The following is a 25,890-nucleotide window of genomic DNA, read 5'->3' as shown; positions in this document are numbered from 1 at the left end:
GCGAACCGTACCATTCAAAGGCCCAAATAGTCGGCTGCGTTACGGGAGGGTCAGCTGTGAATTCTCTCGGCGGACATCGCGGCCGCTGACGGCGACCCGACCAGCGAGGATCAATGCGGTTCCCCGGCGCCGCGTTGCGGCAATTGCACGGGTTCGGCGGCGGGAGTTCCAAGCGTAAAAGCCAGCCACGGCAGGGCGGTGGCAAACGCCTGGGCGGCAAACGGCCAGTCGTGCTTGCCCTCCTGGGTGACCACCGCACATGCGATGCCGTGCGCGGCGCCGACCGCACACAGCGACCTCGCGGCGGCGTCCTGGCCCTCGGGGTTGGCGGCGGGATCGCTGGACGCGACGAGGGTCGGACTGGCCTGTTCGGCGACGTTGCCGGGCCCCGAGGAGACGGGCACGTCGAACCATCCGGACAGGCCGGCGTAGTGACCGTGCTTGGTCATCACGGTGACCGGGTCGAAGGCGGCCCACGCGGCCTGATCCCCGCCGAACAGCCGCGCGACGGACTGGTCCTTGGAGCCGACGTTGGGACCGCGGTCGCCCGCGATGTCCACGAACGCGCTGAACAGCTCCGGGTGCATGACGGCCAGGTCGACGGCGCAGGTACCGCCCATCGACCAGCCGGCGACGCCCCAGTTGGCCCGATCGGCGCTGACGCCGAAGTTCGACACCGTGAACGGGATGACGTCTTTGGAAAGGTGGTCGGCGGCGTTGCCGCGGGGGCCGTTGACGCACTCGGTGTCGTTGTCGAACGACCCGGTCGGATCGACGAACACCAGCACCGGCGAGAAACCGTGATGCGCGGCGGCGAAGTTGTCGATGGCGGTGAAGGCGCCGCCCGGACCCAGCCAATCCGCCGGGGTGTTGAAGGCCGAGCTGATCATCATGACGGCCGGTAGCCGGGGCGGGGGATTGCTGTTGAACCATGCCGGTGGCAGATAGACCAATTCCCGCCGGTGGGCGAAATGGGAGCCCGAGGAGTCGATGTCGACCGGCACCACGACGCCCTTGGTGGGCCTCGTTCCCGCGATCTGCATCTCGGTGACGCGCAGGCGGTCGACCTGGTCGGGCAACGGCACCGAGGTCAGCTGGTTCCACGCGGCCAGCGCCGTGGGGAAGTAGCCCACCCAGCCGTTGAGCGCCATGCCCGCGCACAGGACGCACAGCGGTATCGACAGCACGGCCAGCCCGCGGCGCCACCAGCGCACGCCCCGCCAGCCCACCAGGAACACCGCGGCGGCCAGCCCGCTCATCGCGATCCACAACCACAGCGTCGTCGGCGCGGGATCACCGGCCACCCCGAGCGAGGTGATGTACCAGCGCGATAGCGCGGTCACCGCGACGGCCGCGATCAGCGCCACGGGCAGCACTCGCTTGAGCCAACTTCGCGCGCGCCATTGGATCGCGACGATCAGCACGAGCAACGCGAGGCCCTGAACGGCGGGCGGAAACCAGCCATGCAGCAGGGACAGTTGCCCGAAGAACTGCTCCAACGGTCGTGACCTTTGCTAGATCGATCGCTGCGCGAGGGTGCGGTGATTGTCGTGATCGTCAAGGGGCCGGGCGGCGTCTCGGCGGCCGGACTCACTATCCCATACGATCGCGGCCCGCCGGCCTACGCTTCGCCAGGTTCACGTGTCCGTGATGACGCTGGTGAACGAGCGCAGCCGCAGGCTGTTGCCGACGACGAGAACGCTGGAGAGCGCCATGGCGGCGCCGGCCAGCATCGGGTTGAGCATGCCGAGCGCGGCGAGGGGGATCGCGGCGAGGTTGTAGCCGAACGCCCACACCAGGTTGGTCTTGATGGTGGTCAGCGTCCGGCGGGAGAGCCGGATCGCGTCCACGGCCGCCCGCAGGTCGTCGCGGATCACGGTGAGGTCGGCCGCGTCGATCGCGACATCGGTGCCGGCGCCCATGGCCAGACCCAGATCGGCGGCGGCCAGCGCGGCGGCGTCGTTGACGCCGTCGCCGACCATGGCGACCACCTTGCCCTCGGCTTGCAGACGCTTGACGGCCGCGACCTTGTCGGCGGGCATCGCCTCGGAGATCACCTCGGCGATGCCGAGTTCGGCGGCGATGCGCGCGGCGACGGTGTGGTTGTCGCCGGTGAGCAGCACCGGGGTCAGGCCGAGTCGCCGGAACTGGCGCACGGCGTCGCCGCTGGACGGTTTGACGGTGTCGGCGAGCACCAGGAGCCCCCGCGCCACGCCGTCCCAGCCGACGACGACGGCCGTCTTGCCGTCGTCCTCCGCGCGGGATTTGGCCGTGGCGAGCGCGGCGTCGAGGCGCGCACCGCGCTCGTCCAGCAGGCTCGCGCGCCCGACGACGACGGCGTGGCCGTCGACCGTGCCCTGCACGCCCATGCCGTGGACACCCGCGAAGTCGGCGGGCGCGGGGAGCGTGCCGAGCTGCGCCGCGGCGGCCCGGGCGATGGCCTGCGCGACGGGATGCTCGGAGGCGGCCTCCAGGGCACCGGCGTAGCGCAACAGCGGGGCGCGGTCGGTTCCCGCCCCGGCGACCACGTCGACCAGGGCCATTCGGCCGGTGGTGACCGTGCCGGTCTTGTCGAGCACGATCGTGTCGACCCTGCGGGTGGACTCCAGCACTTCGGGCCCCTGGATGAGGACGCCGAGCTGGGCCGCGCGGCCGGTGCCGACCAGTAGGGCGGTCGGAGTCGCGAGGCCCATCGCGCACGGGCAGGCGATGATGAGCACCGCGACGGCGGCCGTCAGCGCGGTGGTGGGCGAGAAGCCCGCCGCGAGCCAGCCGCCCAGGGTCGCGACCGCGAGCGCCAGGACGACGGGAACGAACACGCCGGAGACCCGGTCCGCGAGGCGCTGCACCCGTGCCTTCCCCGATTGGGCCCGTTCGACGAGCTTGGCCATCTGCGCCAGCTGGGTGTCGTCGCCAATCCCGGTGGCCCGGACCACAAGCCGGCCCCCGGCGTTGACGGTCCCGCCGGTGACGGCGTCGCCCGCTCCGACCTCGACGGGCACCGACTCGCCGGTCAGCATCGATGCGTCGACCGCCGAGGAACCCGTGACGACGACTCCGTCGGTCGCGATCCGTTCCCCGGGGCGCACCACGAATTCGTCACCCACCGCGAGCCGCTCGATCGGGAGCCGGGTCTCGGTGCCGTCACGCAGGATCCCGACGTCCTTGGCGCCCAGCGCCACCAGCGCGCGCAGCGCGTCCCCAGCGGACCGCTTGGCCCGCTTCTCGAAATAACGGCCGGCCAGGACGAACAGCGTGACGCCGGCGGCCACCTCGAAGTAGACGTGGCACGGGGCGTCGTCGCGCCCGACCGTGAGCTCGAAGTCGTGCTGCATGCCCGGCTGGGCGGCGGTCCCGAGGAACAGCGCGTAGAGCGACCACAGGAACGCGGCCAGGGTCCCGATCGAGACCAGCGTGTCCATGGTGGCGATGCCGTGTTTGAGGTTGGCCCACGCGGCCGCGTGGAAGGGCAGCCCGCACCACAGGACGACCGGCGCCGTCAGCGCCAGCGACGCCCAGTGCCAGTGGTGAAACTGCCACGCGGGAATCATGGCCATGGCGATCACCGGGCCGGCCAGCGCGGCGGCGGTGATCAGCCGCCGGCGCAGCGAAGTCAGCTCGGCGTCGCGCACCGGCGAACGTCGCGGCAGGGCGGCCGCGTAACCGGCCTTTTCGACCTCGGCGATCAGGATCCGCGGGTCGTACCCGGCGGGGGCGCTGACGGCGGCCGTCTCGGTCGCGTAGTTGACGGTGGCCGAGACGCCGGCGAGCTTGTTGAGCTTCTTTTCGATCCGGGCGGCACACGAGGCGCAGGTCATCCCGGTGATCTCGAGCTCGATGGGGGGCGCGGCGGCCGGCGTGGCCTCGGGGAGGGTGCCCTCGTCGATGTTTCGCGGGGGCGTGCTCATGCGACCAGGACGGCCTGGAAGCCCGCCTCGTCGACCGCGGCGAGGACGGCGTCCGCGTCGATGGGCAGCGCGCTGGTGACGACGAGCCGGCCGGTGTCGGCACTGACCGTCACGCCGTCGACGCCGGGAATCCCGGCGACCTCGCCCTGGACGGCGGCCTCGCAGTGCGCGCAGCTCATCCCGCTCACCCGATATTCGCTGGTGGGCATGCCGCTCCTTCTCGATCCCGCCGCGGACTTGACCCCACCATTCTGCCCGTCGGGGGGTTCGGGCTACTGCCGCAGGTGCGACCCGCCGCCGATGTACCACACCTGGCCGGTGATCCACTCGGCCTCGTCGGACAACAGGAACGCGGTGATCGCCGCGAGGTCGTCCGGCTTGCCCAGCCGGCTGGTCTTGCCGAACGTCAGGAAGGCCTGCTGGAGCGCGACGTCGTTTTGGCGCTCCTGGGTCTCGCCCATCACCAGGCCCGGCATCACCCCGTTGCTGCGGATGTTGTGTTTGCCCCAGTTGACGGCCACGTGCCGGGTCAGGTGGTTCACCGCCGCCTTCGAGGCGCCGTAGGCGACGTGCATGGGGTCGCTGCCCAGCGCGGCGCCCGACGAGGTGTTCACGATGCTGCCCCCACCCCGGGCGAGCAGGTACGGCAGGACCGCGCGGATCGTGCGGACGTACCCGAGCAGGTTGACGTCGAGCGTGCGCTGCCAGACGCCCATGTCGGTGTCGAGAATCGTGGTGTCGCGTCCCAGGTTTCCCTCGGACAGATCGGCGCCCACATTGTGCAGGCCGTCGACGGCCCCGAACTCGTCGAGCGTCGTCTCGACGAGCCGCCGCACCGACTGCTCGTCGGCGAGGTCGAACTCGACGGCGATCGCGCGGCCGCCGGCCGACACGATGCGCTGCGCGGTGGCGGCGGCGCCCGCAATGTTGTTGTCGCCGATGGCAACACGGGCGCCTTCGGTGGCGAGGCGTTCGGCGGTGGCCGCGCCGATCCCCGTGGCGCCCCCGGCCACCACAAATGTCTTGCCGGCCAGGCCGCGCATCACACGTACCCGACGCCGATGTCGACCGACACCTGGGTCGCGGTCACCAATCTGGATTGGTCGGAGGCCAGCCAGGCCACGGCGTCGGCTATGTCCTCGGGCTGCGCGATGCCCTCGGGCAGCAGCGGTTTGTGCATGCCCCGCAGGTGTGGGTAGTCGTCGGCGGCGGCCTGCAGCGCTTCCCGCATCCGGCCGGTGCCCATCGGTGTGGCGACGGCGCCGGGGTTGAGGCTGTTGACGCGGATGTTGTACCGGCCGAGCTCGGCGGCGAACGCCCGCGCCATCCCCACGACCGCGTGTTTGCTTGCGGTGTAATGGATCATGAACGACTGCATCTTGATACCGGCCGCCGAACCGATGAGGATGATCGAGCCGCCGCGGCCGCCGTCGATGATGTGCCGCACCCCCGCCATCACGGTGTTCCAGGTGCCGATCACGTTGGTGTCGATGGTGTCTCGGAACGCCTGCGCGGTGATCTGATCCCAGGGTGCGGGGCTGCAGATCCCGGCGTTGGCGACGATGACGTCGAGCCGGCCCAGCTCGCCGACCGCCTTGTCCACGGCGGCGGACAGCGCGTCAAGGTCGCGGATGTCGGCCTCGGCGGTGACGATCCGCCGGCCGCCCTCGCTCACCAGCCGTGCGGTTTCGGCCAGATCGTCGGGCGTCGGCGAGTCGTAGGGGACGCTCGGCGGCAGCGGCCCGGCGAGATCGACCGCGATGATGTCGGCGCCCTCGGCCGCAAGGCGCACGGCGTGTGCCCGGCCCTGCCCGCGCGCGGCGCCGGTGATCAGCGCGACCTTTCCCGAGAGTGACTGGCTCATGTGTGCTCTGGGTTCCTTTCAGTCGCGCGCGATCTTGTCGAGCGGGTTGGAGCGTTCCAGCATGCCGTACGCTTCTTCGCCGTCCCATCGGTAGCGCACGCCGGCCTGCTGGACGGCGGGGAACTCGGCCATCTCCTCTTTGAGGGCGTGCATGGAGTACATGTCGTCGTCGTGGTGCACGTCGTGCGTGGAAAACACTGTCTCGCCGGCGATTTCGACTAATCCGTCGGCGGTCTCCAGCACCAGCGAGGCATCCTCGCCGAGTGGCCGCAGGCGGGTCAGCCACGGCGCCCGCACCGCCCGCGCCGGGACCAGGCCGCCGTCGCCGGTGAAGACGAATCCCTCGTTGAAGGTGGGCTCGCCATCGGGGCGCGGCGGATAGGCGATGTAGCCGAAGGCGCGGCCGCTGCCGAACACGGCCGACTGCCAGCAGTGTCCCCAGAAGCCGGCGAGTTTGCGCACCCCGGTGCGACGGATCCGCAGGCCGCTCCCGGTGAAGGTGTGGCGTTCATCCCCCACCCGGAATTCCCCGGTGGCGGTGAACAATTGCTCGTAGCGGGGCCCGCCCATGATGGCCCCGACAGACGTCGTTTGGAGTTGCGTGCCGGCGTCGGCCTGTAGCGCGCCCTGGACCCACGGGGGCACGGCCATCCTCGCCTCGACGTGGAAGCCGATGTTCGTCGTCGGGCCGTCCTTCCTGCCCGCCACCAGGTCGGCCGACGAGGTCTGCACCGCCGGCCCGTCGTAAGACATCGTCCAGGTGGCGAAGGGTTCGAGGCACTGGAACGCCAGGCCGCCGGCGCCGAGCACCGTGGGCTGTCGGTCGGCGCCGCGAGCCGGCAGCGACGGCCCGTTGGTGCGCAGCCGGTAGACGCGCCCGTCGGGAAACGCGGCATTGACCTGAATGTCGTGGGAGTCCCAATTGGCGCCCACCGCCTCGATTCCCACGCGGGGCAGGCCGATCTCGCCGCGGTCGTCGACCACCCAGAAACTGACCGAGTCCCGCATCTCCGGATCCTCGGGGCGCTGCGCCAGCACGTACTCGCGCGACGGGTCGATGCCGCCGGTGAGATCAACCGCCATTGCTTTCCTCGCTCCTTACCTTTGGATGCCGCGTCCACCGCCGCGCGCTGTCCACATAGCGCGCGAACCGGGGCCGAACCTCGTCGAGATCGATGCCGAACTCCACCGGGTCGGCGTGCGAGCTCGGCTGGCGCTGCGCGGCGGCGTGCTCCCACCAACTGTGCATCCGCGCTTCGAACTCGTAGGACACCGGGGCCCCGAGCCAGGCGTACAGCCCGGCGACCTCGCCGAGCGGGTCGGTCTGCATGGCCCGAAAGTCGATGTCGTAGAACCGATCGTCGGCACCGGCCGCGCGGAACCGCAGCGCCCGCTCCATGCCCAGCGACCAATGCTCGACGTTGAGCCGGCCGATGTAGCGGCGGTCGATCCGGGTGTTGAACGACCCGATGATGTCGGCGTACAGGTCGGCCACCGACAACAGGACGTCGGTGGGATCGCGATGGGTCATCACGAATCGGGCGTCCGGGAACACCGCGTCCAGCGCGTCGAGCCACAACACATGGGACGGGCACTTCAGCCGCCACGGCCGCTCAGGCTCGCCCCACTGCAGCAGCTGCATCACCCGCCGCTGATAGCGAAACGTCGGGGTGAGGTCGGCGTGGTGCACGAGCCACGTTGAGTACGAGGGGATTTCGGCGAACGACTGAAAGATGTGCGACTTGAAGTCGAGGGCCATCAACTCGTGGCACTCCATGGGCCCGTCGGTGTCGCCGGGAACGTGGCGGCGGGTGCCGACCATCTCGCCCCGGTCGGCCGGGACGCGGGGATCGACGCCGTGCACCGTCGAGGGTGGGGGGCACGGTTGCGTCGACTCCCACCGGCGCAGGTAGCGCACCTCGCGATCCTGGGCCAGCAGCATGGACAGGGCGGTGGATCCGGTCCGGGGCAACCCCAGGCCGACCAGCGGTTCGCGGATGGGCACGTCGCCGATCTCCGGGTGCCGCCGAAACCAGTCCTCGACCTGCAGCCGTTGCGAGAGATAGCCCGCGATGCGTTGGCGCAGAAAGGCTTCCCCGCGCTCGTTCAGGTGGGCCTCGTCGCGCAACGCCGACAACAGGACGCTCAGGCCCTCGGTGAAGGAGTCGTCGCCGAAGTCGGTGAGCCCGGTCTGCGCCGCGGCCTCCTCCATCAGCTCACCGGATGTCAGCACGGCGTCTCCTCAATCAAAGTCCTTGCGGCGGCGCTCAACCCATCCACTGCCCGCCGGCGACGTCGATGGTCTGACCGCACAGGTAATCGGCCGCCTCGGAGGCCAGGAACGCGACCATGTTGGCGGCCTCCTCGGGCAACGACGCGCGACCCAGCTGGACCTGGTGGGTGATCGCTTCCTGGATGGCGCCGCGGCCGGCGCGCTGCTTGTCGTCCTGAGGATCGAGCAGGTACTGCCGCATCTCCGGTTTGATCATGATGCCCGGCGCCACGCCCAACACGTTGACACCGCGCAGCGCGACCTCGTGGGCGAGGTTGCGCGTGAACCCGATGACCCCGGCCTTGCACGCGTTGTAGACGACCAGGCCGCGCTGCTGGATGCGGCCGCCGACCGACCCGATGTTGATGATCTTCCCCGAGCCCTGGTCGAGCATGTACGCCAGCGCGGCGTGCGCCCCGTACATCATCATCGTCAGGCTGCCCAGCACCGTGTAGTCGATGTCCTCTTTCGTCTGCTTCTCGAACGGGCCCGCGGCCACCATCACCGGGTTGTTCACCATGATGTCGAGGCCGCCGAGCTCGTGGTGGGCCTGCCGCACGGCGCCGTGCACCTGGTCCCAGTCGGACATGTCGGCCTTGACCGGGATGGCCCGCACGCCCCAGCGCCGCTCGACTTCCTCGGCCCGGCGTTCGACCTTCTCGAAGGTGCGGCCGATGAGCGCGACCTCGGCGCCGCAGCCGGCCAGCCGGTTGGCGATCGCCTGCCCCAGGCCGTCGCCGCCGGCTCCGGTGACGAAGGCCTTCTTGCCGGACAGGTCCATCAGTTCGGTCACGCGCTTGCCGACGATGTGCTCCGGTAGGCGGTCCAGTCCGAGCAGCTGCACCCAGTCCTGTTCGTCCTGAACCGTCATCGTCGACCCTTCCTCAGCCAGACCGGGACGGCATCGCCACCCCACCTCGCTGACGATATGGCGGCCCCACGGCCAGCAGGTAATACCAATTCGGGAAACCAGTCATGCCGCATTTGTATGGCTGGTAGATGTGGAGGCGATGGACACCCACCGCCTCAAGTACTTCCTGCGGATCGCGGAGGAAGGCTCGATCACCCGCGCGGCCGCGGTGCTGGGCATCGCCCAGCCGGCGCTGAGTCGCCAGATCCGGCTGCTGGAGGAGGACCTCGGCATCACGCTGTTCGAGCGGACCCGCCGGGGCGTGCACCTCACCGAGGAGGGCGAACGGCTGCGCTCCTCGACCGCCGCTCCGCTGCGTCAGCTCGAGCTCGCGGTCCGGTATGCGGGATCGCCGTTGGCGCGCATCGAGCGCGGGCTGCTGTTCGGGATCGTGCCGACCGCCGCCGGCGTCCTGGCCTCCCCGCTGGCGGCGAGCGTGGGCGCCGCGTTCCCGAATGTCCATTTCCACGTCGCCGTGGCCGAGACCGACGACCTGGTGGAGCGCCTGCTCAAGGGCGCGATCGACCTCGCGGTGATCAACCCGGTCTCCGATGACCGGCTCTTCTACCGGCACCTGGTGACCGAGGACCTCGTGCTGGTCGGGGGGCCCGCGTCCGAGCTCTCGCCCGCCAGCCCGATCCGCTTCACCGATCTCGCCAAGCTCCCGCTGGTCATGCCCAGCGGGCTGACCGGCATTCGAAACACTCTGGAGAACACCGCGCTGCGGCTCAAAGTGGCGATCACGGCCCGCTTTTCGACCGATTCGGTGGAGGTGGCCAAGCATCTGGTCGCCGCGGGGCTCGGCTATGCGGTGCTGCCGATGGCGGCGTGCGGCGCCGACGTGGAGGCGGGGCGGCTGCGGTGGACGTCGATCCACGAACCCCCGCTCGACCAACAACTCGGCGTGGCCGCCACCGCGGCGCTGGAACTGCCCCGCGAATTCGCGGCGAAGATCGGCATCGTGTTGCGCGAAGAGGTGGCGCGGTTGACCAAATCCGGCTTCTGGCCGGCGCGTTTCGAGCCGTCACCGGTATGGGACCCCAACATCCCTGAGCCGCGGAACTGAACGGGATTACGCTGCCGGTTAGCGGAAAGGAGATTCGCAATGACCGTCACCGTTGTCGACCGGGGGCCCCGCCAGGTGAGCCGCAGAGTCGAAGTGGCCGCGCCGGCGGCCGAGCTGTACGCCATCGTCGCCGATCCGCGGCGTCACCACGAACTCGACGGGTCGGGCACGGTGCGCGACAACATCACCATGCCGCCGCAACTCCTTGAGGGCTCGAAGTTTTCGACGAGCATGAAGATGTTCGGCGTGCCCTACCGCATCACCAGCACGATCACCGCGCTGACGCCGAACGAAGTGGTCGAATGGCGCCACCCGCTGGGTCACCGCTGGCGGTGGGAATTCGAGGCGCTGTCACCGAACCTGACGCAGGTCACCGAGACGTTCGACTACCGCGACGCCGGTGCGCTGAAGAACAAATTGAAGTACTACGAGCGGATGGGCTTCGCCAAGGCGAACGCCTCGGGCATCGAGGCGACGCTGACCAAACTGCGGGATCGCTACGCTGGGTGATCAGTTCGTCGCCGGATCGGCTGCGTCCCAAGGCATCACACCGGACACCCAGTGGCTCAGTTCCGAGGCCTGGTCGTTGCGGTGCAGATGGCGTGGTGGCGTCGCGTAGGTGGAGTAGGGCCGGCACCGAATGACGACGCGGTTCTCGCGTTCGCACATCGCCTCGATGTGCGGGCGCGCCTCGTCACCGAGTGGCTGGCCGGACATTCGGCCGCCAACCGCCATCATCACGTCGACCGCCAGATCCCGGTCGTCCTCGATGGCGGCGTCGGCGTAGACCTGCAGGTAGGCGAAGGGCCAGCGCTCGTCGAGGACGCACAGGCTCACCTTGCCGTCGCGCTCGACGATGCGGGCTTTGCCCCTGCCGGCCATCGTGGAGACGAGCAAGTCGTCGGTGTCGGTGGGGATGTAGTACACGACCGACATGGCGGGGCCGTCGTGGCGGCGACGGTAGCCGAACACGCAGGTGCGATGCGTGCGCACGAACTCGCGTCGTTCGGAGGGAAGCATGTCGCGGTCGGTCGGAGCGGTGAAGGGCTCTGCCGCCAGGGGGAGGAGCATGACGAATTTTCCTTGCTGTCAACGGGGTTGATTGACGCGGTAATTACGGATACAGTGTCTTCGTAATGCGTGACGATGTCAACCGGCGCCCCCGCGGCCGCCCGGCCCTGCCGATGGACCGCATCCTGGGCGCGGCCGTCGAACTCCTCGACTCGGAGGGGGCGGACGCGTTGTCGATGCGGTCGCTTGCCCAGCGCCTCGGATCGGGCACCGCCACGCTGTACCGCCACTTTTCGAATCGATCCGAACTGGTGTCTCAGGTGATCGACCACATACTGGGCGAAGTCGACCTCGATGCGCAGGCGCTGGCGGCCCTACCGTGGCAGCAGGCGTGTATCACGTTCGCGCAACACATGTTTGACGCGCTGCGCCGGCATGGCAATGTCGCGCCGCTATTGATCGAATACACGCCGACGGGGCCGAGCGCGCTGGCCAATCGCGAGCGCTGCCTGGCGATCCTTCTCGGCAACGGCTTCGCGCAGGCGGTCGCGGCCCACGCCTACGCCACGCTGGCCCGTTACGTCTTGGGTTTCGCGCTACAACTGCCCGGGGCGACGGATGGGGGCGGTGAAGCGGAACTGGCGGCTGCGTTTCACCGGCTCGATCCGTCGCGCTATCCCGCGACCGTCACCGTCGCCGACGAGCTTCCCGTTCCGCTGGCCGACGAGTTCGCTTTTGGGTTGCGGCTCATCGTCTCCGGGCTCGAACGACTGCGCGAGTGAACGTTTTCGCGGCGCCAACCGTGGCTTGGGTGGATGACCGCGCCCGAAAGGACACCGCTCGATGATCGCAAACACGCTGAGCCGCTGGGGTCGACTCTTGGGCCGCTATGGCCTGGTGGTGGTGCTGGCGTGGATCGGAGTGGGCAAGTACGTGAAGATGGAATCGCGCGTGCTCATCGAACACAGCCCCCTGATGAGCTGGCTCTACGACGTCTTCAGCGTCACCTTCGTCGCGCGGGCGCTCGGAACGATGGAAATCGTTGCGGCCCTGCTCATCGCGCTGCGGCCATGGTGGCCGCGGGTCTCGGCGGCGGGCAGCGCGCTGGCGGTGGTGCTGTTCCTGGGCACGGTGAGTTTCCTGGTCACCACCCCAGGCGTGGTGGCGACCCATGCCCACGGCGTGCCGGTGCTCTCGGCGCTGCCCGGCCAGTTTCTGCTCAAGGACCTGGTATTGCTCGGGGTCGCCGTGTGGACGCTGGGCGACTCGCTGTCCGCGGGCGGCGCCACCGTGCGGCCGTATCCCGCCCGCAGCGAGTGACTATATAGTCGTGGCCACGGAGAGGAAGCCGAGGCCGTGACTGAGACCGTTGGCCAGGGGATAGGCGTCGACGCGCCACGACGCGGGCACGCCGAAGAACGCCGCGCGCGGGGCGGCCCGTGACCAGCCGAAAAGCCCGCTGGCTCTATGCCGTTGGGCGCCTGCGCGCGGCGACGCGGCGCGGGCGATCGCCGCGGGTGGCGATCATCGGCGCGGGCTTCGGCGGTCTCGGTGCCGCCGTCGCGCTGCGCCGCGCCGGCATCGACGACCTGGTGATCACCGAGGGCGCCGACGGCGTCGGGGGCACCTGGCGCCGCAACACCTATCCCGGCGCCGCCTGCGACATCCAGAGCCATCTGTACTCATTTTCCTTTGCGCCCAACGCATCCTGGACCCGCACGTACGCCCGGCAGCCCGAGATCCTGGCCTACCTCGAATCGGTCGCCGACGATTTCGATCTGCGACGCCACCTCATGCTCGACACGACCGTGCGGTCCCTGCACTGGAATCCGGGCGCCGGGACGTGGGAGTGCCGAATGGACCGCAACGGCGAGTCCGCCATGTTGGTCGTCGACGTCGTCGTGTGCGCGGTCGGGCTGTTCGGTTCGGCCAAGCTGCCCGACATCGACGGCCTGACGGGGTTCGCCGGACCGGTGCTGCATACCGCGCAGTGGGATCACCAGCTCGACCTGGCGGGGCGCGACGTGGCGGTGATCGGGACCGGAGCCAGCGGGGTGCAGTTGGTGCCGGAGCTGGCGAAGACCGCCGGACACGTCACGGTCTTCCAGCGGACCCCGCCGTGGATGGTGCCCAAGGACGACCGCCCGTACAGCGCAATCGAATTGGCGCGGTTCAGGCGCAGCCCGGTCGCGCTGCGCCGCACGCGGTGGAAGATATGGAAATTCCAGCACGACAACACCGCGACGTTCGCCGACGATCCCGTGGTGGCCGCGCGCACGCAGATCGCGACGTCGTTTCTGGACCGCACCGTCGACGACGAGCCGTTGCGCCGAGCGCTGACTCCGGACTATCCGTTCCGGTGTAAGCGAGTGTTGTTGGGCGACGACTATTACCGGGCCCTGCAGCGGGACAACGTCGAATTGGTCACCGAGCCCATCGCGCGGGTCGGCGAGACGTCGGTGATCACCGCGTCGGGCCGCGAAATCGGCAGCGACGCGATCGTGCTCGCCACCGGCTTCGAGACGTCCCGCTACCTGTCCGGCATCGACGTCACCGGAACGGGCGGCCGCCGGTTACACGAGCACTGGGGTGACGATCCCTGCGCCTACCTGGGGGTGGCGGTCAGCGGGTTCCCGAACTTCTTCATGCTGTACGGCCCCAACACCAACCAGGGTGGCAACTCGATCGTCTACATCCTCGAGTCCGCGGCGCGGCTGGTCGCCAGCGCGGTGAGCCGGCTGGCGCGCCGTGGCGGCTACCTCGACGTGCGTCCCGAGGCCGAAAAGCGATACAACGACCAGCTTTCCGCCGACCTGGCGCGGACCATCTGGACACAGTGCGACAGCTATTTCCGTTCGCCTACCGGCCGCATCGTCACCCAATGGCCCTATACCGAGCTGGAGTACGCCCGCCGGACCTGGCGGCTGCGACGCCGAGATTGGATCCACCGCTGCGGCGCGCCACCGCGGGATGACGCGCACCCGGTCGGTGGTGAAACACGCTGTGCGCCAGCACCTTCAGGCTGAGCTGGCGGCGGCCGCCCTGGCCCGCTCGGTCATCGAGGCGATCACCCCGCCGTCGTTGAGGATGTCGGTGCCGGTGAGGTAGCCGGCCTTCTCGCTGGCGCAGAAGGCGAGCAGCTCCGCCATTTCCTCCGGCTTGCCCCACCGCGGGACCGCGGCGTCGGCCACCATCGCGCCCGCCCCTGCCTGCTCCTCCAGCCTGCCCATCTCGGTGTCGATCGAACCCGGGGACACCGAGACGATGCGCAGCCCGCGCGCGTTGAAGCGCTCCGCCTGTGACTGGCTGTACCACTTCACGAAGCTCTTGCTCAGGGCGTACGCGAGACCGGACCGCGCCTCCTCGGGGGCAAGGTCGCACGCGGTCATCATGGCGTCCATGAAGGCGTCGGCGTCGTCGAGCGCCAGCGGGAATTGGCCTGTCGGAATGATTTCCGCGGGCAGCATGTGCGCCGCCATCGAGGCCACGTTGACGATCACCGCGCCCTCGCCGGCGATCGCGTAGAACTCCTCGTCGACGTTGACGGTGCCGACCGCATTGGTCCGCATGACGTAGTCGGCGGCTCCCATGCTCGGGCTCACGCCCGCGGTGTGGATGACCGAGACGACCGATCCGAGATTCGTGGCGGTGCCGAGCAGGTCCGCGACGGCTCGCCGGTCGGTGACGTCGCAGTTCACGACGGTGGGAGTGATCCCGAGCTCTTGCAGCGTGGCGGCGGCGGTCGCCAGCCGGTCCTGCCGGACGTCGCAGAGCACCACCGTGTGGTCGCGCCCGACGATCTTCGCGGTGGCCAGGCCCATGCCACCCGCGCCGCCTGTGATTACGGACACTCGATTCATACCTGGACCGTATACGGCGCGCGATCGCGGGACGTTACGGGTCTGGCACTGGATGTAACGGGTGGCCGGTGTGACGGACGGCCGTCCCGAAGAACGGCGCCCGGACCGTGGCGGGCAGGTGGCGCCGGTAGCGGATCAGCGCGACGACGGCCACCGCCGCGTAGACGCCGCAGAGCAGCAGGCGGCCGTGCGTCGAGGCGATCGGGAACTGCACGACGAACATTCCCAAGAGCGCCAGCGCCGCGCCCCGGTGGAAGCGCAGCGCCAGGATCAGCGCCACGCCCATCATCGTCTGGGTCGCCGTGAGCAGCATCTCCTCCACCTGGCGGGAGTCGAGGTGCAGGGAGAACCCGCCGCCCCCGAGCAGGTGGGAGACCGGCAGCGAGCCGATCAGCAGGGTCCACTGGTTGACCTTGGAGGAGATCAGCGTGGCGATGGCCGCCGTGCCCTTGCCGCGGGTGGCGAAGATGGTCGCGATGATGAACTCCGGGGCCTCCGACGCCAGCGGGGCCAGCCACTGAACCAGCAGGAACCGGTTGACGCCCAGTTCGGTACCCGCGGCCACCAGGTTGTCGGCAAACGGCTTGGCGCACAGCAGAATCACCGCGCCCGAGGTGGCGAAGAGGCCGACCACGGCGATGCGACGACGGACGTCGGGGAGTTCGCCCAGCGCGGCGGCGGTACCGATCAGGTCGGGCTCCTCGACCTCGCCGTGGCTCAGCTTGTAGAGGTAGAACCCGAACCAGGCCAGCAACGCCAGCCCCAGCCCGAAATGAATCTCGCCGGCCGCCGGCACCGCGAACGCGATGACGCCGGCGATCAACAGGAATCCCAGTTCGACGCGGTTTGCTGGCTCCAGCGTCAGCCCGGTGGGTTTCCCGGATCCGGACCTGCGCGCCACCACGATGCTGACCAGCACCACGACGGGCCAACCCAGCCCCATCAGCAGCCGGTTGGACCCGGTCATGTTGGCGGCCGCGTACTGCGTGTATTCGGCATTGTGGCCGGAGACGTACGCGTAGTAGAGGTCGACCGCGTATTCGGGCAGGACCGCGATCAAGGCGAGCAGCGCCGTCGCCAGGCCGCCGGACACATCGATCTGGGCGGCCTCGGCGGCCCACGCCAGCAAGAAGCTGGCCGCCACCACCGCGGCGCCGAAGATCAGCAGGGCGGGCACCGCGCCGACGTGCAGCCCGGCGATCCGGATGGCCACGGCCGGGGCGACGAATGCGGCGGTGATCAGCCCCGAACGCGTCAGGGTGCGGCGCCGCCACTGGGTCGTCATCGTGACGTCGGCAGCGGGCCTGTCTATGGCGAGCATCGTCATCCTTCGCGGGAGGCGGCGATCGGGTGGTGGTACTTCGGCTCGGTTGCCGTGACGAACTGATTACCCAAGCTACCTGTAGCCCACACCGTCAGCAACGCGGTGGGTGGGCAAAGTCGGCGACGTGCCCGAGCCTATATTTGCTGCACAGGGGCCTATGGAAGCAAAAGTTAGGCTGACCTGATTTCGAACTTTGGCAAACCTCGCCGCGACTGGTTCGACGCGCAGCGAACGGTTCGGGTTCCCCCTAGCCGTCCGGCCCCATGGCCGCGGAGGCGGCTTGGGCGAAAAGCTCGACGGCCTGATTGCGGCTCAGCGACGCCAGCAGCTGCGCCGCGGCGCGCATGGTGTCGCCCACCATGAGCGTCGGGCCGTTGCCCAGGTTCTCGAAGGCCTCGGCGATGACCTCGGAGACGGGGGCCGCGTCCGCCGGCGCCTCGTCGGGCGAGCCGATCTGGCCGCGGCTGTATTCGAGCGCGCGCAGGGCCGGCGTATCGGTCTTGCCGAGGATGAGGCCCAGGACGTCGACGCCCTTGCCGTGCAGTTCGGCCCAGAGCGCCTCGGCGAACACCATGTCGAAAGCCTTGGAGGCGCCGTAGGCGACCATGTTGGGCCCACCGGCCAACCCGGCTCCTGAGCCGAAGAGGACGATGCCGCCGCTGCCTCGCTGGACCATCGGCGGCGCGAAGTGGTGGCACAGCTGCATGGGCACCATGCAGTTGCGCTGGACCATCGCCTCGGCGGCCTCGATCGAATTGGCAAGGAACGGTGTGAAGTTCGGGTCGGCGCCGGCGCAGTAGACCAGCATCCCGATCTCCAGGTCGCCGGTGGCGGCGGCGATCGCCGCCGCGGCGCCGGGCTGCGCGAGATCGATAGCGACAGTGCGGGTTTGCGCCGACGTCTTGTTCTTGATCTCGGTCGCGACGCGGTCGAGAACGCTTTGCCGCCGGGCGAGCAGCACCACGTTGACACCGCGTTCGGCCAACGCTTCGGCGAACGCCGCCCCCACACCGTCGGAGGCGCCGGCCACCAGCGCCCACGGCCCGTACTTCGTCGCGAACGTCATCTACGGGCCCCCGAACGTAGCGACGCGCACCTGAGTGAAGCGGCGCCGCGCGATGCGCCATCCCTCGGCGGTCCGCACGATCTCGTCGTCGTAGAAGCCCCACGCGTTGACGCCGGCCTCGTTGTCACCGAACATGATCACCGCGTCGACATAGGTTCGGGCAGTGGCATTGTCGCCGTCGACGGCGATGACCTGGTTGGACAGCCGATGCAGGGTGTGGCCCGCCATCGCGTGCGTCTTGTCCATGAAGTCGGTGACTTCGTCCACACCGCTCCAGCGGCCGATCTCGCCGTAGTCGAGCTCGCAGCCGTCGGTGAACACGGTGCGAAACAGCGGCCAGTCGCGCCTGTCGATGCCGGTGGCGTAACGCACCAGCAGGTCCGAAATGTCTTGCCGGTCTTCTCTTTCGCTCACGGGCGATCTCCATTCGGGTGGACGACGATCCGGGGCGGACCGTCGGACCTGCGGGCCAGCTCGAGGGCGTCGGGTACCTCGTCGAGGCCGATGATCTTGCCGACGCTCGGTAGCGGGTCCAGCCGCCCCGACGCGATCGCGTCGAGTGTGCCGTACCAGTCCTGCGGGTGCGGCCCGCCGCCGAACTGAATGGTCACGCCCTGGCGGGTGGCGGTGGTGATGTCGAGGGTGTCGCCGGTGTACCAGCCACCCGCACAATAGATTCGGGTGCCCATCTCGGCGGATTCGACCAACTTCTGGATCAGCCCCGGGGCGCCGACGCATTCGAATACGACGGCCGGCCCGGGCAATCCGCGCTGCGCGCGGACCTCGTTGAACGCCTCGAACGGGGACTTCTCGGAAGGGTCGACCACGACGTGGGCACCGAAGCGGTCGCGGGCCAGCTCGCGCCGGTCGGATTTGTAGTCCGCCACGATGATGGGCTCGACGCCGCGGGCGGCCAGCGCGGCGACGGCCGAAAGCCCGATCGCCCCCGCGCCGATGACGAGCGCGACCTCACCCTGTCCCAACCGCGCCGACCGCACGTAGAACTCGCCGACGGCGAACGCGTCGGTCAAGGCGACGGCGTCGCTGGACACGTCACCCGGGACGCGCTTGGCCGCGACCTCCGAAACCACCAACAGCTCACCGAAACTGCCCTGCGCCTCGGGATGCTGGCCGATGATGCGCATTCCGCCCGTGCCGCCGTCGACCAGCCGCACCGGCATGGCGGTCACGCGCGTGCCGGCGGCGAACTGGTCGGTGCAACCGGGACCGTGCGCGATGACCTCACCCACGAATTCGTGACCGAGCACGATGTCGCGCTCGGTGTCATACAGCGAGCGGCCGGTCGGGTCGTCGATGGCGAGTTCCGGGTGGTCCATGAAATGCACGTCGGACGCGCAGATGGCGGTGCTCAATGTGCGCAGCAACAACTCGCCCTGGCCGGGGATGGGGTCCGGGGTCTCGCGGACCTGCAGCCGACCGTCTCGCAACACCACTGCGCGCAATACGGTAACTTTCTCGAATAATCGATATAACATCTCGAATGTTCGTACAACTGTAAAAATCGCGTAGCGGAGGAGTCAAGCGATTCGCGGATCGACGTCAGCGCCGACCGCGCGGGTGCTCGATGTCGTCGAGCTCCTTGCGCGGTCCGGAAGCGCGCGGCTGCGGTTCTCCGACGTGGTGCGCGAGCTCGATCTCACGCAGGCGACGGCGCACGCCATCCTCAAGACCTTGTGCGATCGCGGCTGGGCCAGTCGCGATCCGATCGCGAAGACATTCGCGCTGGGGCCGGCGCTCGCCGTGGTGGCCGCCCGCACGGACACCGCCCGCCCGCTGGCCCACGCGGCGCGCTCGGCCGCGCTGCGCCTGTCCCGTGAAGTCGGCTACGCCTGTTCGGTGGTCGAGAAGTTCGGAGACTCCCTGGTGGTCACCGCCTTTGAGGGCGAGCCCGCCACCCAGCCGTCGGGGATACCGGGCGACCGCATCCCCTACGCACCACCCTTCGGGGTGGCGATGGCGGCCTGGGACACCGACGACGAACAACGCGCCTGGATCCGCCGCGGCGCGGGCAGCAACGCCGATCGCACGCAGCGCCTGCAACAGGTCCTCGCCCGCACGCGGGAACGGGGATTCGACATCGACTGGACGACACCCGCACTGGCCCAGGCCGTCCAGGTGGTCGGCACCTTGGACAGCAGTGAGATGCCGACACCCGTGCGACACATCATGGACCAGCTGCTCGTCGAATTCACCACCATCGGGTTCCTTTCCGACGACAACCCGGGGCGGCGGAAGCAACCCGTGGTGACCATCGCCGCCCCGGTCTTCGACGACAGTGGACGCGTTTCCCTGATGGTGGCCGTGCACCCGCTGTGCCCGCTGAGCGCGCGGCAGATCCGGGACATCGGGGCGCATCTGACCGACGAGACGACGGCACTGAGCGGATCACCAGCATCAGCCGGGTAGCCTCGCCTCGGAGGCGAAAAGTCATGGCAGAGAACTACCTTGTGGACGAGCTGGCCCAATTCGTCGTCGGCGCGCAGGCGTCTGACCTGACCGGGCGGCCCCGTGCGCTGTTGACGCGCAACGTGCTCGACAGCGTCGCGTGCGCCGTCGGTTCGTTGAACGGGGAGCTCATCGGGGCGATCCGTGAACACACCGCCCAATTCAGTGGAGACCCGACGGCAACGCTGGTCGGCGGAGGCCGGGCATCGGTGGACCAGGCCGCGTTCTTCAATGCGGTGCTGGTGCGCTACCCCGATCTGCTCGACACCTACCTAACGGTGGGAGGTCTGTGCCATCCCGCCGACAACTTCGGTGCCGTGCTGGCGGTGGCCGAGCACACCGGCGCGGGCGGCGCCGACTTCCTGCTGGCACTGGCGGTCGCCTACGAGGTCCAATGTCGTTTCAGCGCACAGGTTCCCGTGATGGCGCGCGGACTCAACCATGCGCTGCAACTGGCGATGTCGGTGGCGGCGGGCAGCGCGAAACTGCTCGGGCTCAGTGCCGAACAGACCGCCAGCGCCATCGCGGCCGCCGCCGCCGACAATGTGTCGCTGGCGGGCGTGCATGCCGAACCGGTTTCCCACTGGAAGGGCATCTCCCCGGCCAGCACCGGCATGCGCGCCGTCTACACGACGATGCTGGCGGCGCGCGGCGTCACCGGGCCCAAGTCGCTGTTAGAAGGGCCGCACGGGCTGGTCCAATTATTCGGTCAGCCAATCGATTTCCACACCGCCGACCGGGCACTGTCCTGCGTCGAGCAGACCTATCTGAAGCAGTACTGTTCGCTCATCCACGGCCAGGTGGTGATCGACGCGGTCCTGGCGCTGCGTGCCGAGAACAGTCTGCGCGGCGAGGACGTCGCGCGGGTCGGCCTCGAGGTCTTTCAGGGCGCATTCGACATCGCCGGCGGCGGTGCGTACGGCAACAAGGACCACCCGCGCACCAAGGAGCAGGCCGACTACAACCTCAAATACCTGAGCACGGTCGCCCTGCTCGACGGGGGAGTCGGTCCCGAACAGCTTGAGACCGAACGGGTTCTGCGCGCCGACGTTCAGGACCTCTTGTCGCGGGTGGACGTCACGGCGGCCGACGATTTGACCGCGGGCTATCCGCAGCGCACGGCGGCGCGGGTGCACCTCAGGACGCACGACGGACGCGAATTCAGCCGCGAGCAGGACGATTACGAGGGATCACCCACCCGTCCGATGTCCTGGGATCGTGTCGTGGACAAGTTCTGGTGGCTCGCCGGGCCCTTTTGCGAGCGGGCACTGGGTGACGAGATCATCGCGGCGGTCGCACGGCTCGACGAGATTCCCGTCGCCACGCTCACCGGACTGCTCGGCGCCGTGAGCCCCACCGCCCGGCGACCTCGCAGCGGGCCGCGCTTCTGACGCGCGCCCCCTTGCGCGTCCGGGCACGCGCGGTCGATGATCGGCCATGCCCAAAGAACGTGGACTCAATCGGTGGGAGCTGGTTACCTGCGCGCTCGCGGGACACATCACCTACGCGCCCGACGAGCACGCGCTCGCGCAGCGCCTGAGCGGCACCACCGGTCTGGGTGAGGTATGGCGCTGTCTGCGGTGCGGTGAATTCACCGTCGGCCCGCCGCACGGGCGGGGTCACGCCGAGGACGCGCCGATGATCATGCGCGGCAAGGCCTTACGCCAGGCCATCATCATTCGCGCCCTGGCGGTGGAACGCCTGTTCCGCGCGGTGGTGATCGTCCTGGCGGCCTATGCGGTGTGGAAGTTTCGCGGAGCGCGGGGCGCCATTCAGGCCACCCTCGACCGGGACCTGCCGATTTTCCGCGCCGCCGGTTTCAAGGTCGATCAGATGACCATTGTGCACGAACTGGAAAAGGCGTTGGCGGCCAAGCCGTCCACGTTGGCGTTGCTGACCTTGATGCTGGCGGGCTATGCACTGCTGGAGGTCGTCGAGAGCGTCGGCCTGTGGCTGCTGAAACGCTGGGGCGAATACTTCGCGGTGATCGCCACCTCGGTCTTCTTACCGCTGGAGATCCACGACCTGGCCAAGGGCATCACGATGACGCGGGTGGTGACGTTCACCATCAACGTCGCCGCGGTGATCTATCTGCTGACCTCCAAACGCCTGTTCGGCCTGCGCGGTGGGCGCAAGGCCTACGACGAGGAACGGCGCGGCGAGCAGCTGCTCGACGTCGAGCGGGCCGCGGCCAGGACCTGAATCTGCGGCGCGGTCCGCTATTCCGCGGCCGGCCTGGGATGAATGAAAATACCCTCGGCCTCCACCGTGATGCCGTGCTCGTCGGCCAGGTGACCGGCGGCGAACGTCTTGACGCCCTCGACACGATCGACATGAGCCTGGGCCCGTAGTGGCCGTCCCAGCGCCGTCGGGCGCCGGTACCGCAGCGTGAGCGTGCCGGTGAACGCGGGCTTGTCGGGCTGGTGCGCGGTCGCGCCCAGCACATGATCGAGCACCAGCGCGCACACCCCGCCGTGCACGGTGTCCGGCGGGCCCTCGTAGGCGGCGCCCAGCACGAACTCCGACCACACCAGTCCGTCGGGTTCGTGATGGATGACCAGCGGCGGTGCGATCGGGTTGCGCAGGCCCACCACCGCGTTGCCCCACGCGATGGTCTGACCATCGGGATTGCGGTGCACGCCGAACGGCCCGGGCTTCAACGCCCCGCTCAATTCCGCTGCCGCACTGTCGATCTTGGACGTGGCCGCCGCCACCGCCGCGGCGCCGGCCTCGGTGCGGATGCTGATATCGATGAGCCGGCGAAGCGATTCGGCCAGCGGCGCGTAGACCGACTCGAGCTCGCCGAAGTCGATGCAGGGCGTTTGGTCATGCATCTTCGCAACTTAACTCAGGTGTCCACCCAGCGGGCGGCGCCCCTCGGAAGCGTCCGGCGGGCCGGGCATACTGCCTGGGGAAGGAGGACCTCGATGGGGACCTACGCGATCACCGGATCGGCGTCCGGGATGGGGCGCGAGACCGCGCAGCGCCTCCGGGACGGCGGGCACACCGTCATCGGTGTCGACATCAAGGACGCCGACATCGTCGCCGATCTGTCGACGCCACACGGGCGTAGCGAGGCCGTCGAGCGCGTCCTGGCGGCATCGGGCGGCAGGCTTGACGGCGCCGTGCTTGCGGCCGGACTCGGGCCCAGCCCCGGGCCGGATCGCCTTCGCCAGATCGCCCAGGTCAACTATTTCGGCGTCGTCGAGTTACTGACCGCCTGGCGGGCGGCGCTGGCGGCCGCCGGGCGCGCCAAAGCCGTTGTCGTCGCCAGTAATTCGACGACGACGGTGCCCGCGGTGCCCCGCCGGGCCGTGAGGGCCCTGCTGGCACACGACGCCGACAAGGCGTTGCGCGCGGTGCGGCTGTTCGGACCGGCCGCGCCGACCATGATGTACGCGGCCTCGAAAATCGCTGTCAGCCGTTGGGTGCGGCGGCATGCGGTGCTGCCCGAGTGGGCCGGGTCCGGCGTGCGCCTCAACGCCCTGGCGCCGGGTGCGATCATGACTCCGCTTCTGGCCGAACAGTTGTCGGACCCACGGCAGGCCAAGGCCGTCGAATCGTTTCCGGTCCCGGTCGGTGGTTTCGGCGACCCGGGGCAGATGGCCGAGTGGATGTGCTTCATGTTGTCGGACGCCGCCGACTTCCTTTGCGGCACAGTCATATTCGTCGACGGCGGCACCGATGCCTATTTCCGGTCCGGCGACTGGCCGAAGCCGGTGCCGGTGAGCCGATTGTTCGGCTACCTGCGCCGGTTCAGGGGATTTCCATAAACCCTGCTGTTGCGTGCCTTTCGTTGCACGCCGAATGTGTGCTATCCCACAGCGCGGCTTTTCGTGACGTTTACCTCGGCGCGGCGTCCACGCAAAACGGCTGTGGTGCAATTGAATGAATCGGCGCACGGCCGAAAAACAAAGGATCAACTGTGACCACTCTTCCGTCCTGGGTCAGCCAGGGCTCCGCCAACCTCGACGTGGTCGCGCCCCTCAAGGCGCGCGCCTGCGACGCGCTGTACGCGGTCCTCGGCAGCAAGCGGCGCCCAGGGGCCACCGCCCCGCGCATCATGCCCAGGGGCGTCGAACGCTGCTGACGCCCGTCGGTCACACTGGTCAACGGTGCCTGAATACGCGAAGCACGACGACTACTGGAACCACAATTCCGCCTATCACCCCTGGCTGGTCGACATCGCCGCGCGGCGGCACGGCGATGTCCTGGACGTCGGGTGCGGGGAAGGGCTGCTGGCCCAGCGGTTAGCCACGGTGTCCCGCAGGGTTGTCGGCATCGATGCCGACCCGATCTCGGTGTGGCGCGCGGCGCAGCGATTGCAGCCCATCGGCAACGCGACCGTGGAACATGCGCGGTTCCAGGACCTCGATGAGGCCGAGCGGCGCTACGACCTGATCACCTTTGTGGCCAGTCTGCATCACCTGCCGCTGCGCGATGCCCTGCACAAAGCGCGTCAAATGCTGCGGCCCGCCGGGCAACTGGCCGTCGTCGGGCTGTCCGCCAACAAGAGCATCGCCGACTGGGTGTGGGCCGGAGCGTGCGTGCCGGCGGCGCGCGTCGGTGGGTTCCTGCATCGGGAGACCCGCGACATCGGCGTGCCCGTTGCCGATCCCCGGGAGGGCCTCGACGAGATCCGGCGTGTCGCCGCCGACGTCTTACCCGGGGCAGTCGTCCGGCGGGGTCTCTATTACCGTTACCGCCTACTGTGGCGAAATCGCTGAGCGCGTTGCCTTTTCGCGTTCGCGCCGGCGCGCCCGGGACGCCCGCAGGTTGACGGCGTTGCCGCAGGTCTTGACGTCGTGCCAGACCCCGCTGTTGTTCTTCGAGCGGTCGTAGAACGTCGACCCGCATCGGTGGTTGTGGCAGCGCTTGATCCGCCGCCAGGTGTCGGCGTGCTGGCTCAGCAGGATTTCGCCCCACAACGCCGAGGCCAGCCACCGCCACCCGCTGCCGCTGGGATCAAGCCGCACCTCACCGGCATCGGACAGTCCGAAGGACGCGACGACACCGTGGGCGCCCCGAGGTCTCGGCGGTTCGCCGTCCACCATCCGCTCGATGGTGGACCGCACCGCGCGAAGCCTGCCTAGATCCGCCTCACCCAGCTCCGGTGGCGACACGTCCACGCCGCGCGCGGACGACCAGGCCCGCACCGCGGCGTTCGCCCACTCGCGCGCCTGGCCCGGGTCGGCCAGCAGGTCCGGTCCGTACCCGTCGATGCCCCTCGTGTTGAGGAAGTCCTGGACCAAGCCCAGGCCTCCAGGCGCCGCGGCGCAGCCGTATCGCTGTGACGCAACCCAAGACGAAGACATAGGCAAATACTACTTGACTGCGTCGTCGGTGACAACTAGCTTGACGTAAGCAAACCAATTTTGCCTCAGTCAAAGGAGCAGGATCATGGTCAACGCCAACGGAGCGATCGTGGTGGTCACCGGCGGGCAGCGCGGTCTCGGCAAGGCCATCGTGGCCGAGTTGTTGGACAGGGGCGCGGCGAAGATCTACGCGACGGCGCGGGCGCCGAAGCCCAGTGAGGACCCCCGCGTGATCGGCGTCGAATTGGACGTCACCCGGCCGGACTCGGTGGCCGCGCTGGCGGCGAGGGCGGCCGACGCGGACATCGTCATCAACAATGCCGGCGTTCTCGGCGCCCGGACCCTGCTCGACAGCGACATCGAAGAGGTGCGAGCGGTCTTCGAGACGAACTACTTCGGCGCGCTGCGCGTCGCCAAGGCCTTCGCACCCGTCCTGGCCGACAACGGCGGTGGTGCCCTCGTCGACATCGCCTCGATCCTGTCCTGGATGCCCGGATCCGGTGGGTACGGCGACTCCAAGGCCGCCGTGTGGTCGATGACGAACTCCCTGCGTGCCGAACTCGAGAAGCAGGGCACCCTGGTCATTGCCGCGCATCTCAGCTTCACCGACACCGACATGACCTCCGGCTTCGACGCGCCCAAGAACGACCCGCGCCAGGTGGCACGCGCGATCGTCGACGGCATCGAGGCGGACGACAAGGAGGTGCTGGCCGACGACGACACCCGCTACGTGAAGGCGGCGCTGTCCGGACCGGTCGAGGCGCTGCCCCGGATGCCGTGAACCGCCCGGCTCGACGTGGCCCGGCGCGGCGGGCGGCGCTCCGTGTT

At 69.1% G+C, this 25,890-nt stretch carries 28 protein-coding genes; 12 read left to right on the top strand and 16 right to left on the bottom strand.

Annotated features, from left to right (window positions below; genetic code table 11):
- Positions 1-110: 110 nt before the first annotated feature.
- The 8 genes from K883_RS08440 to K883_RS08405 all read right to left on the bottom strand — a co-directional run bounded on the left by K883_RS08440 (position 111) and on the right by K883_RS08405 (position 8,915).
- Positions 111-1,499: an alpha/beta hydrolase gene (locus tag K883_RS08440; RefSeq protein WP_008262365.1), complete on the bottom strand. Its 1,389-nt coding sequence runs from the start codon at positions 1,497-1,499 to the stop codon at positions 111-113.
- 138 nt (positions 1,500-1,637) lie between these two features.
- On the bottom strand, positions 1,638-3,908 hold the full coding sequence (locus K883_RS08435) for a heavy metal translocating P-type ATPase (protein WP_020823940.1): 2,271 nt from the start codon (positions 3,906-3,908) through the stop codon (positions 1,638-1,640).
- Positions 3,905-4,117: a heavy-metal-associated domain-containing protein gene (locus K883_RS08430; RefSeq protein ID WP_020823939.1), complete on the bottom strand. Its 213-nt coding sequence runs from the start codon at positions 4,115-4,117 to the stop codon at positions 3,905-3,907. Before K883_RS08430 ends, K883_RS08435 begins: the two co-directional genes overlap by 4 nt.
- A gap of 63 nt (positions 4,118-4,180) precedes the next feature.
- Positions 4,181-4,951, bottom strand: a complete 771-nt coding sequence (locus K883_RS08425) for an SDR family NAD(P)-dependent oxidoreductase (RefSeq protein WP_020823938.1) — start codon at positions 4,949-4,951, stop codon at positions 4,181-4,183.
- The gene (locus K883_RS08420; protein ID WP_020823937.1) at positions 4,951-5,772 is read right to left on the bottom strand and encodes a mycofactocin-coupled SDR family oxidoreductase; all 822 of its coding nucleotides are present in this window, start codon (positions 5,770-5,772) and stop codon (positions 4,951-4,953) included. The genes K883_RS08425 and K883_RS08420 overlap by 1 nt, the downstream gene beginning before the upstream one ends.
- Before the next feature lie 18 nt (positions 5,773-5,790).
- Positions 5,791-6,855 (bottom strand): hypothetical protein, encoded by a 1,065-nt coding sequence (locus tag K883_RS08415; protein ID WP_020823936.1) that lies wholly within the window; start codon positions 6,853-6,855, stop codon positions 5,791-5,793.
- Positions 6,845-8,005, bottom strand: coding sequence for a sulfotransferase family protein (locus K883_RS08410; RefSeq protein ID WP_020823935.1), 1,161 nt, complete (start codon positions 8,003-8,005; stop codon positions 6,845-6,847). Before K883_RS08410 ends, K883_RS08415 begins: the two co-directional genes overlap by 11 nt.
- A gap of 34 nt (positions 8,006-8,039) precedes the next feature.
- Positions 8,040-8,915: an SDR family NAD(P)-dependent oxidoreductase gene (locus K883_RS08405; protein WP_020823934.1), complete on the bottom strand. Its 876-nt coding sequence runs from the start codon at positions 8,913-8,915 to the stop codon at positions 8,040-8,042.
- Between the two features lie 139 nt (positions 8,916-9,054).
- On the opposite strand from K883_RS08405, the gene K883_RS08400 reads away from it, so the two are divergent.
- Both K883_RS08400 and K883_RS08395 read left to right on the top strand, forming a co-directional pair.
- Positions 9,055-10,020 carry a LysR family transcriptional regulator gene (locus tag K883_RS08400; protein ID WP_036455334.1) on the top strand — a complete coding sequence of 322 codons (966 nt, stop codon included), beginning with the start codon at positions 9,055-9,057 and terminating at the stop codon, positions 10,018-10,020.
- A gap of 39 nt (positions 10,021-10,059) precedes the next feature.
- Positions 10,060-10,530: an SRPBCC family protein gene (locus K883_RS08395; RefSeq protein WP_009954482.1), complete on the top strand. Its 471-nt coding sequence runs from the start codon at positions 10,060-10,062 to the stop codon at positions 10,528-10,530.
- Here the strand turns inward: K883_RS08395 and K883_RS08390 are convergent, their stop codons facing one another.
- Positions 10,531-11,091, bottom strand: a complete 561-nt coding sequence (locus tag K883_RS08390) for a pyridoxamine 5'-phosphate oxidase family protein (protein WP_036454201.1) — start codon at positions 11,089-11,091, stop codon at positions 10,531-10,533. It lies immediately after the preceding gene.
- A gap of 113 nt (positions 11,092-11,204) precedes the next feature.
- On the opposite strand from K883_RS08390, the gene K883_RS08385 reads away from it, so the two are divergent.
- The 3 genes from K883_RS08385 (at position 11,205) to K883_RS08375 (ending at position 14,057) form a co-directional block, all read left to right on the top strand.
- A complete protein-coding gene (locus K883_RS08385) occupies positions 11,205-11,813 on the top strand; it encodes a TetR/AcrR family transcriptional regulator (protein WP_197095529.1) in 609 nt (202 codons plus the stop codon).
- A 61-nt stretch (positions 11,814-11,874) separates the two neighbouring features.
- Positions 11,875-12,351 carry a YkgB family protein gene (locus K883_RS08380; protein ID WP_020823930.1) on the top strand — a complete coding sequence of 159 codons (477 nt, stop codon included), beginning with the start codon at positions 11,875-11,877 and terminating at the stop codon, positions 12,349-12,351.
- A 119-nt stretch (positions 12,352-12,470) separates the two neighbouring features.
- Complete coding sequence (locus tag K883_RS08375) at positions 12,471-14,057, top strand: flavin-containing monooxygenase (protein ID WP_020823929.1); 1,587 nt, start codon at positions 12,471-12,473, stop codon at positions 14,055-14,057.
- On the opposite strand, the gene K883_RS08370 is transcribed toward K883_RS08375, so the two are convergent.
- The 5 genes from K883_RS08370 to K883_RS08350 all read right to left on the bottom strand — a co-directional run bounded on the left by K883_RS08370 (position 14,049) and on the right by K883_RS08350 (position 18,735).
- On the bottom strand, positions 14,049-14,891 hold the full coding sequence (locus K883_RS08370) for an SDR family oxidoreductase (RefSeq protein WP_081656355.1): 843 nt from the start codon (positions 14,889-14,891) through the stop codon (positions 14,049-14,051). The two genes, K883_RS08375 and K883_RS08370, sit on opposite strands and share 9 nt — an antisense overlap.
- A gap of 34 nt (positions 14,892-14,925) precedes the next feature.
- Entirely contained in the window at positions 14,926-16,218 is a 1,293-nt protein-coding gene (locus K883_RS08365) for a sodium/calcium exchanger family protein (protein WP_020823927.1), read from the bottom strand.
- 244 nt (positions 16,219-16,462) lie between these two features.
- Positions 16,463-17,281 carry an SDR family NAD(P)-dependent oxidoreductase gene (locus K883_RS08360; RefSeq protein ID WP_020823926.1) on the bottom strand — a complete coding sequence of 273 codons (819 nt, stop codon included), beginning with the start codon at positions 17,279-17,281 and terminating at the stop codon, positions 16,463-16,465.
- The gene (locus K883_RS08355) at positions 17,282-17,695 is read right to left on the bottom strand and encodes a nuclear transport factor 2 family protein (RefSeq protein WP_020823925.1); all 414 of its coding nucleotides are present in this window, start codon (positions 17,693-17,695) and stop codon (positions 17,282-17,284) included. It lies immediately after the preceding gene.
- A complete protein-coding gene (locus K883_RS08350; protein WP_020823924.1) occupies positions 17,692-18,735 on the bottom strand; it encodes a zinc-binding dehydrogenase in 1,044 nt (347 codons plus the stop codon). The genes K883_RS08355 and K883_RS08350 overlap by 4 nt, the downstream gene beginning before the upstream one ends.
- A gap of 124 nt (positions 18,736-18,859) precedes the next feature.
- On the opposite strand from K883_RS08350, the gene K883_RS08345 reads away from it, so the two are divergent.
- Genes K883_RS08345 through K883_RS08335 form a run of 3 tightly spaced genes read left to right on the top strand, consistent with a single transcriptional unit; the run spans position 18,860 to position 21,949 of the window.
- Positions 18,860-19,708 carry a helix-turn-helix domain-containing protein gene (locus K883_RS08345; protein WP_020823923.1) on the top strand — a complete coding sequence of 283 codons (849 nt, stop codon included), beginning with the start codon at positions 18,860-18,862 and terminating at the stop codon, positions 19,706-19,708.
- 41 nt (positions 19,709-19,749) lie between these two features.
- The gene (locus tag K883_RS08340; RefSeq protein WP_020823922.1) at positions 19,750-21,138 is read left to right on the top strand and encodes an MmgE/PrpD family protein; all 1,389 of its coding nucleotides are present in this window, start codon (positions 19,750-19,752) and stop codon (positions 21,136-21,138) included.
- A gap of 46 nt (positions 21,139-21,184) precedes the next feature.
- Positions 21,185-21,949, top strand: coding sequence for a DUF2127 domain-containing protein (locus K883_RS08335; protein ID WP_020823921.1), 765 nt, complete (start codon positions 21,185-21,187; stop codon positions 21,947-21,949).
- Between the two features lie 17 nt (positions 21,950-21,966).
- Here K883_RS08335 and K883_RS08330 read toward each other — a convergent pair whose 3' ends face one another.
- Positions 21,967-22,581 carry a PaaI family thioesterase gene (locus tag K883_RS08330; protein ID WP_020823920.1) on the bottom strand — a complete coding sequence of 205 codons (615 nt, stop codon included), beginning with the start codon at positions 22,579-22,581 and terminating at the stop codon, positions 21,967-21,969.
- Between the two features lie 93 nt (positions 22,582-22,674).
- On the opposite strand from K883_RS08330, the gene K883_RS08325 reads away from it, so the two are divergent.
- The 3 genes from K883_RS08325 to K883_RS08320 all read left to right on the top strand — a co-directional run bounded on the left by K883_RS08325 (position 22,675) and on the right by K883_RS08320 (position 24,474).
- On the top strand, positions 22,675-23,520 hold the full coding sequence (locus K883_RS08325) for an SDR family oxidoreductase (protein ID WP_020823919.1): 846 nt from the start codon (positions 22,675-22,677) through the stop codon (positions 23,518-23,520).
- 152 nt (positions 23,521-23,672) lie between these two features.
- A complete protein-coding gene (locus tag K883_RS27860; protein WP_020823917.1) occupies positions 23,673-23,837 on the top strand; it encodes a hypothetical protein in 165 nt (54 codons plus the stop codon).
- Between the two features lie 25 nt (positions 23,838-23,862).
- Positions 23,863-24,474: a class I SAM-dependent methyltransferase gene (locus tag K883_RS08320; protein ID WP_020823916.1), complete on the top strand. Its 612-nt coding sequence runs from the start codon at positions 23,863-23,865 to the stop codon at positions 24,472-24,474.
- Here K883_RS08320 and K883_RS08315 read toward each other — a convergent pair.
- Complete coding sequence (locus tag K883_RS08315; protein WP_020823915.1) at positions 24,454-24,999, bottom strand: CGNR zinc finger domain-containing protein; 546 nt, start codon at positions 24,997-24,999, stop codon at positions 24,454-24,456. The two genes, K883_RS08320 and K883_RS08315, sit on opposite strands and share 21 nt — an antisense overlap.
- A 148-nt stretch (positions 25,000-25,147) precedes the next feature.
- Between K883_RS08315 and K883_RS08310 the strand changes: the two genes are divergently transcribed.
- Positions 25,148-25,843, top strand: a complete 696-nt coding sequence (locus tag K883_RS08310) for an SDR family oxidoreductase (RefSeq protein ID WP_020823914.1) — start codon at positions 25,148-25,150, stop codon at positions 25,841-25,843.
- The last annotated feature ends 47 nt before the right edge of the window (positions 25,844-25,890 follow it).

Source organism: Mycobacterium sp. TKK-01-0059 (assembly GCF_000709305.1).
Taxonomy (GTDB): domain Bacteria; phylum Actinomycetota; class Actinomycetes; order Mycobacteriales; family Mycobacteriaceae; genus Mycobacterium; species Mycobacterium intracellulare.
Note: the sequence above shows the minus strand (reverse complement) of the source record. Positions and strands in the feature narration are given on the sequence as shown.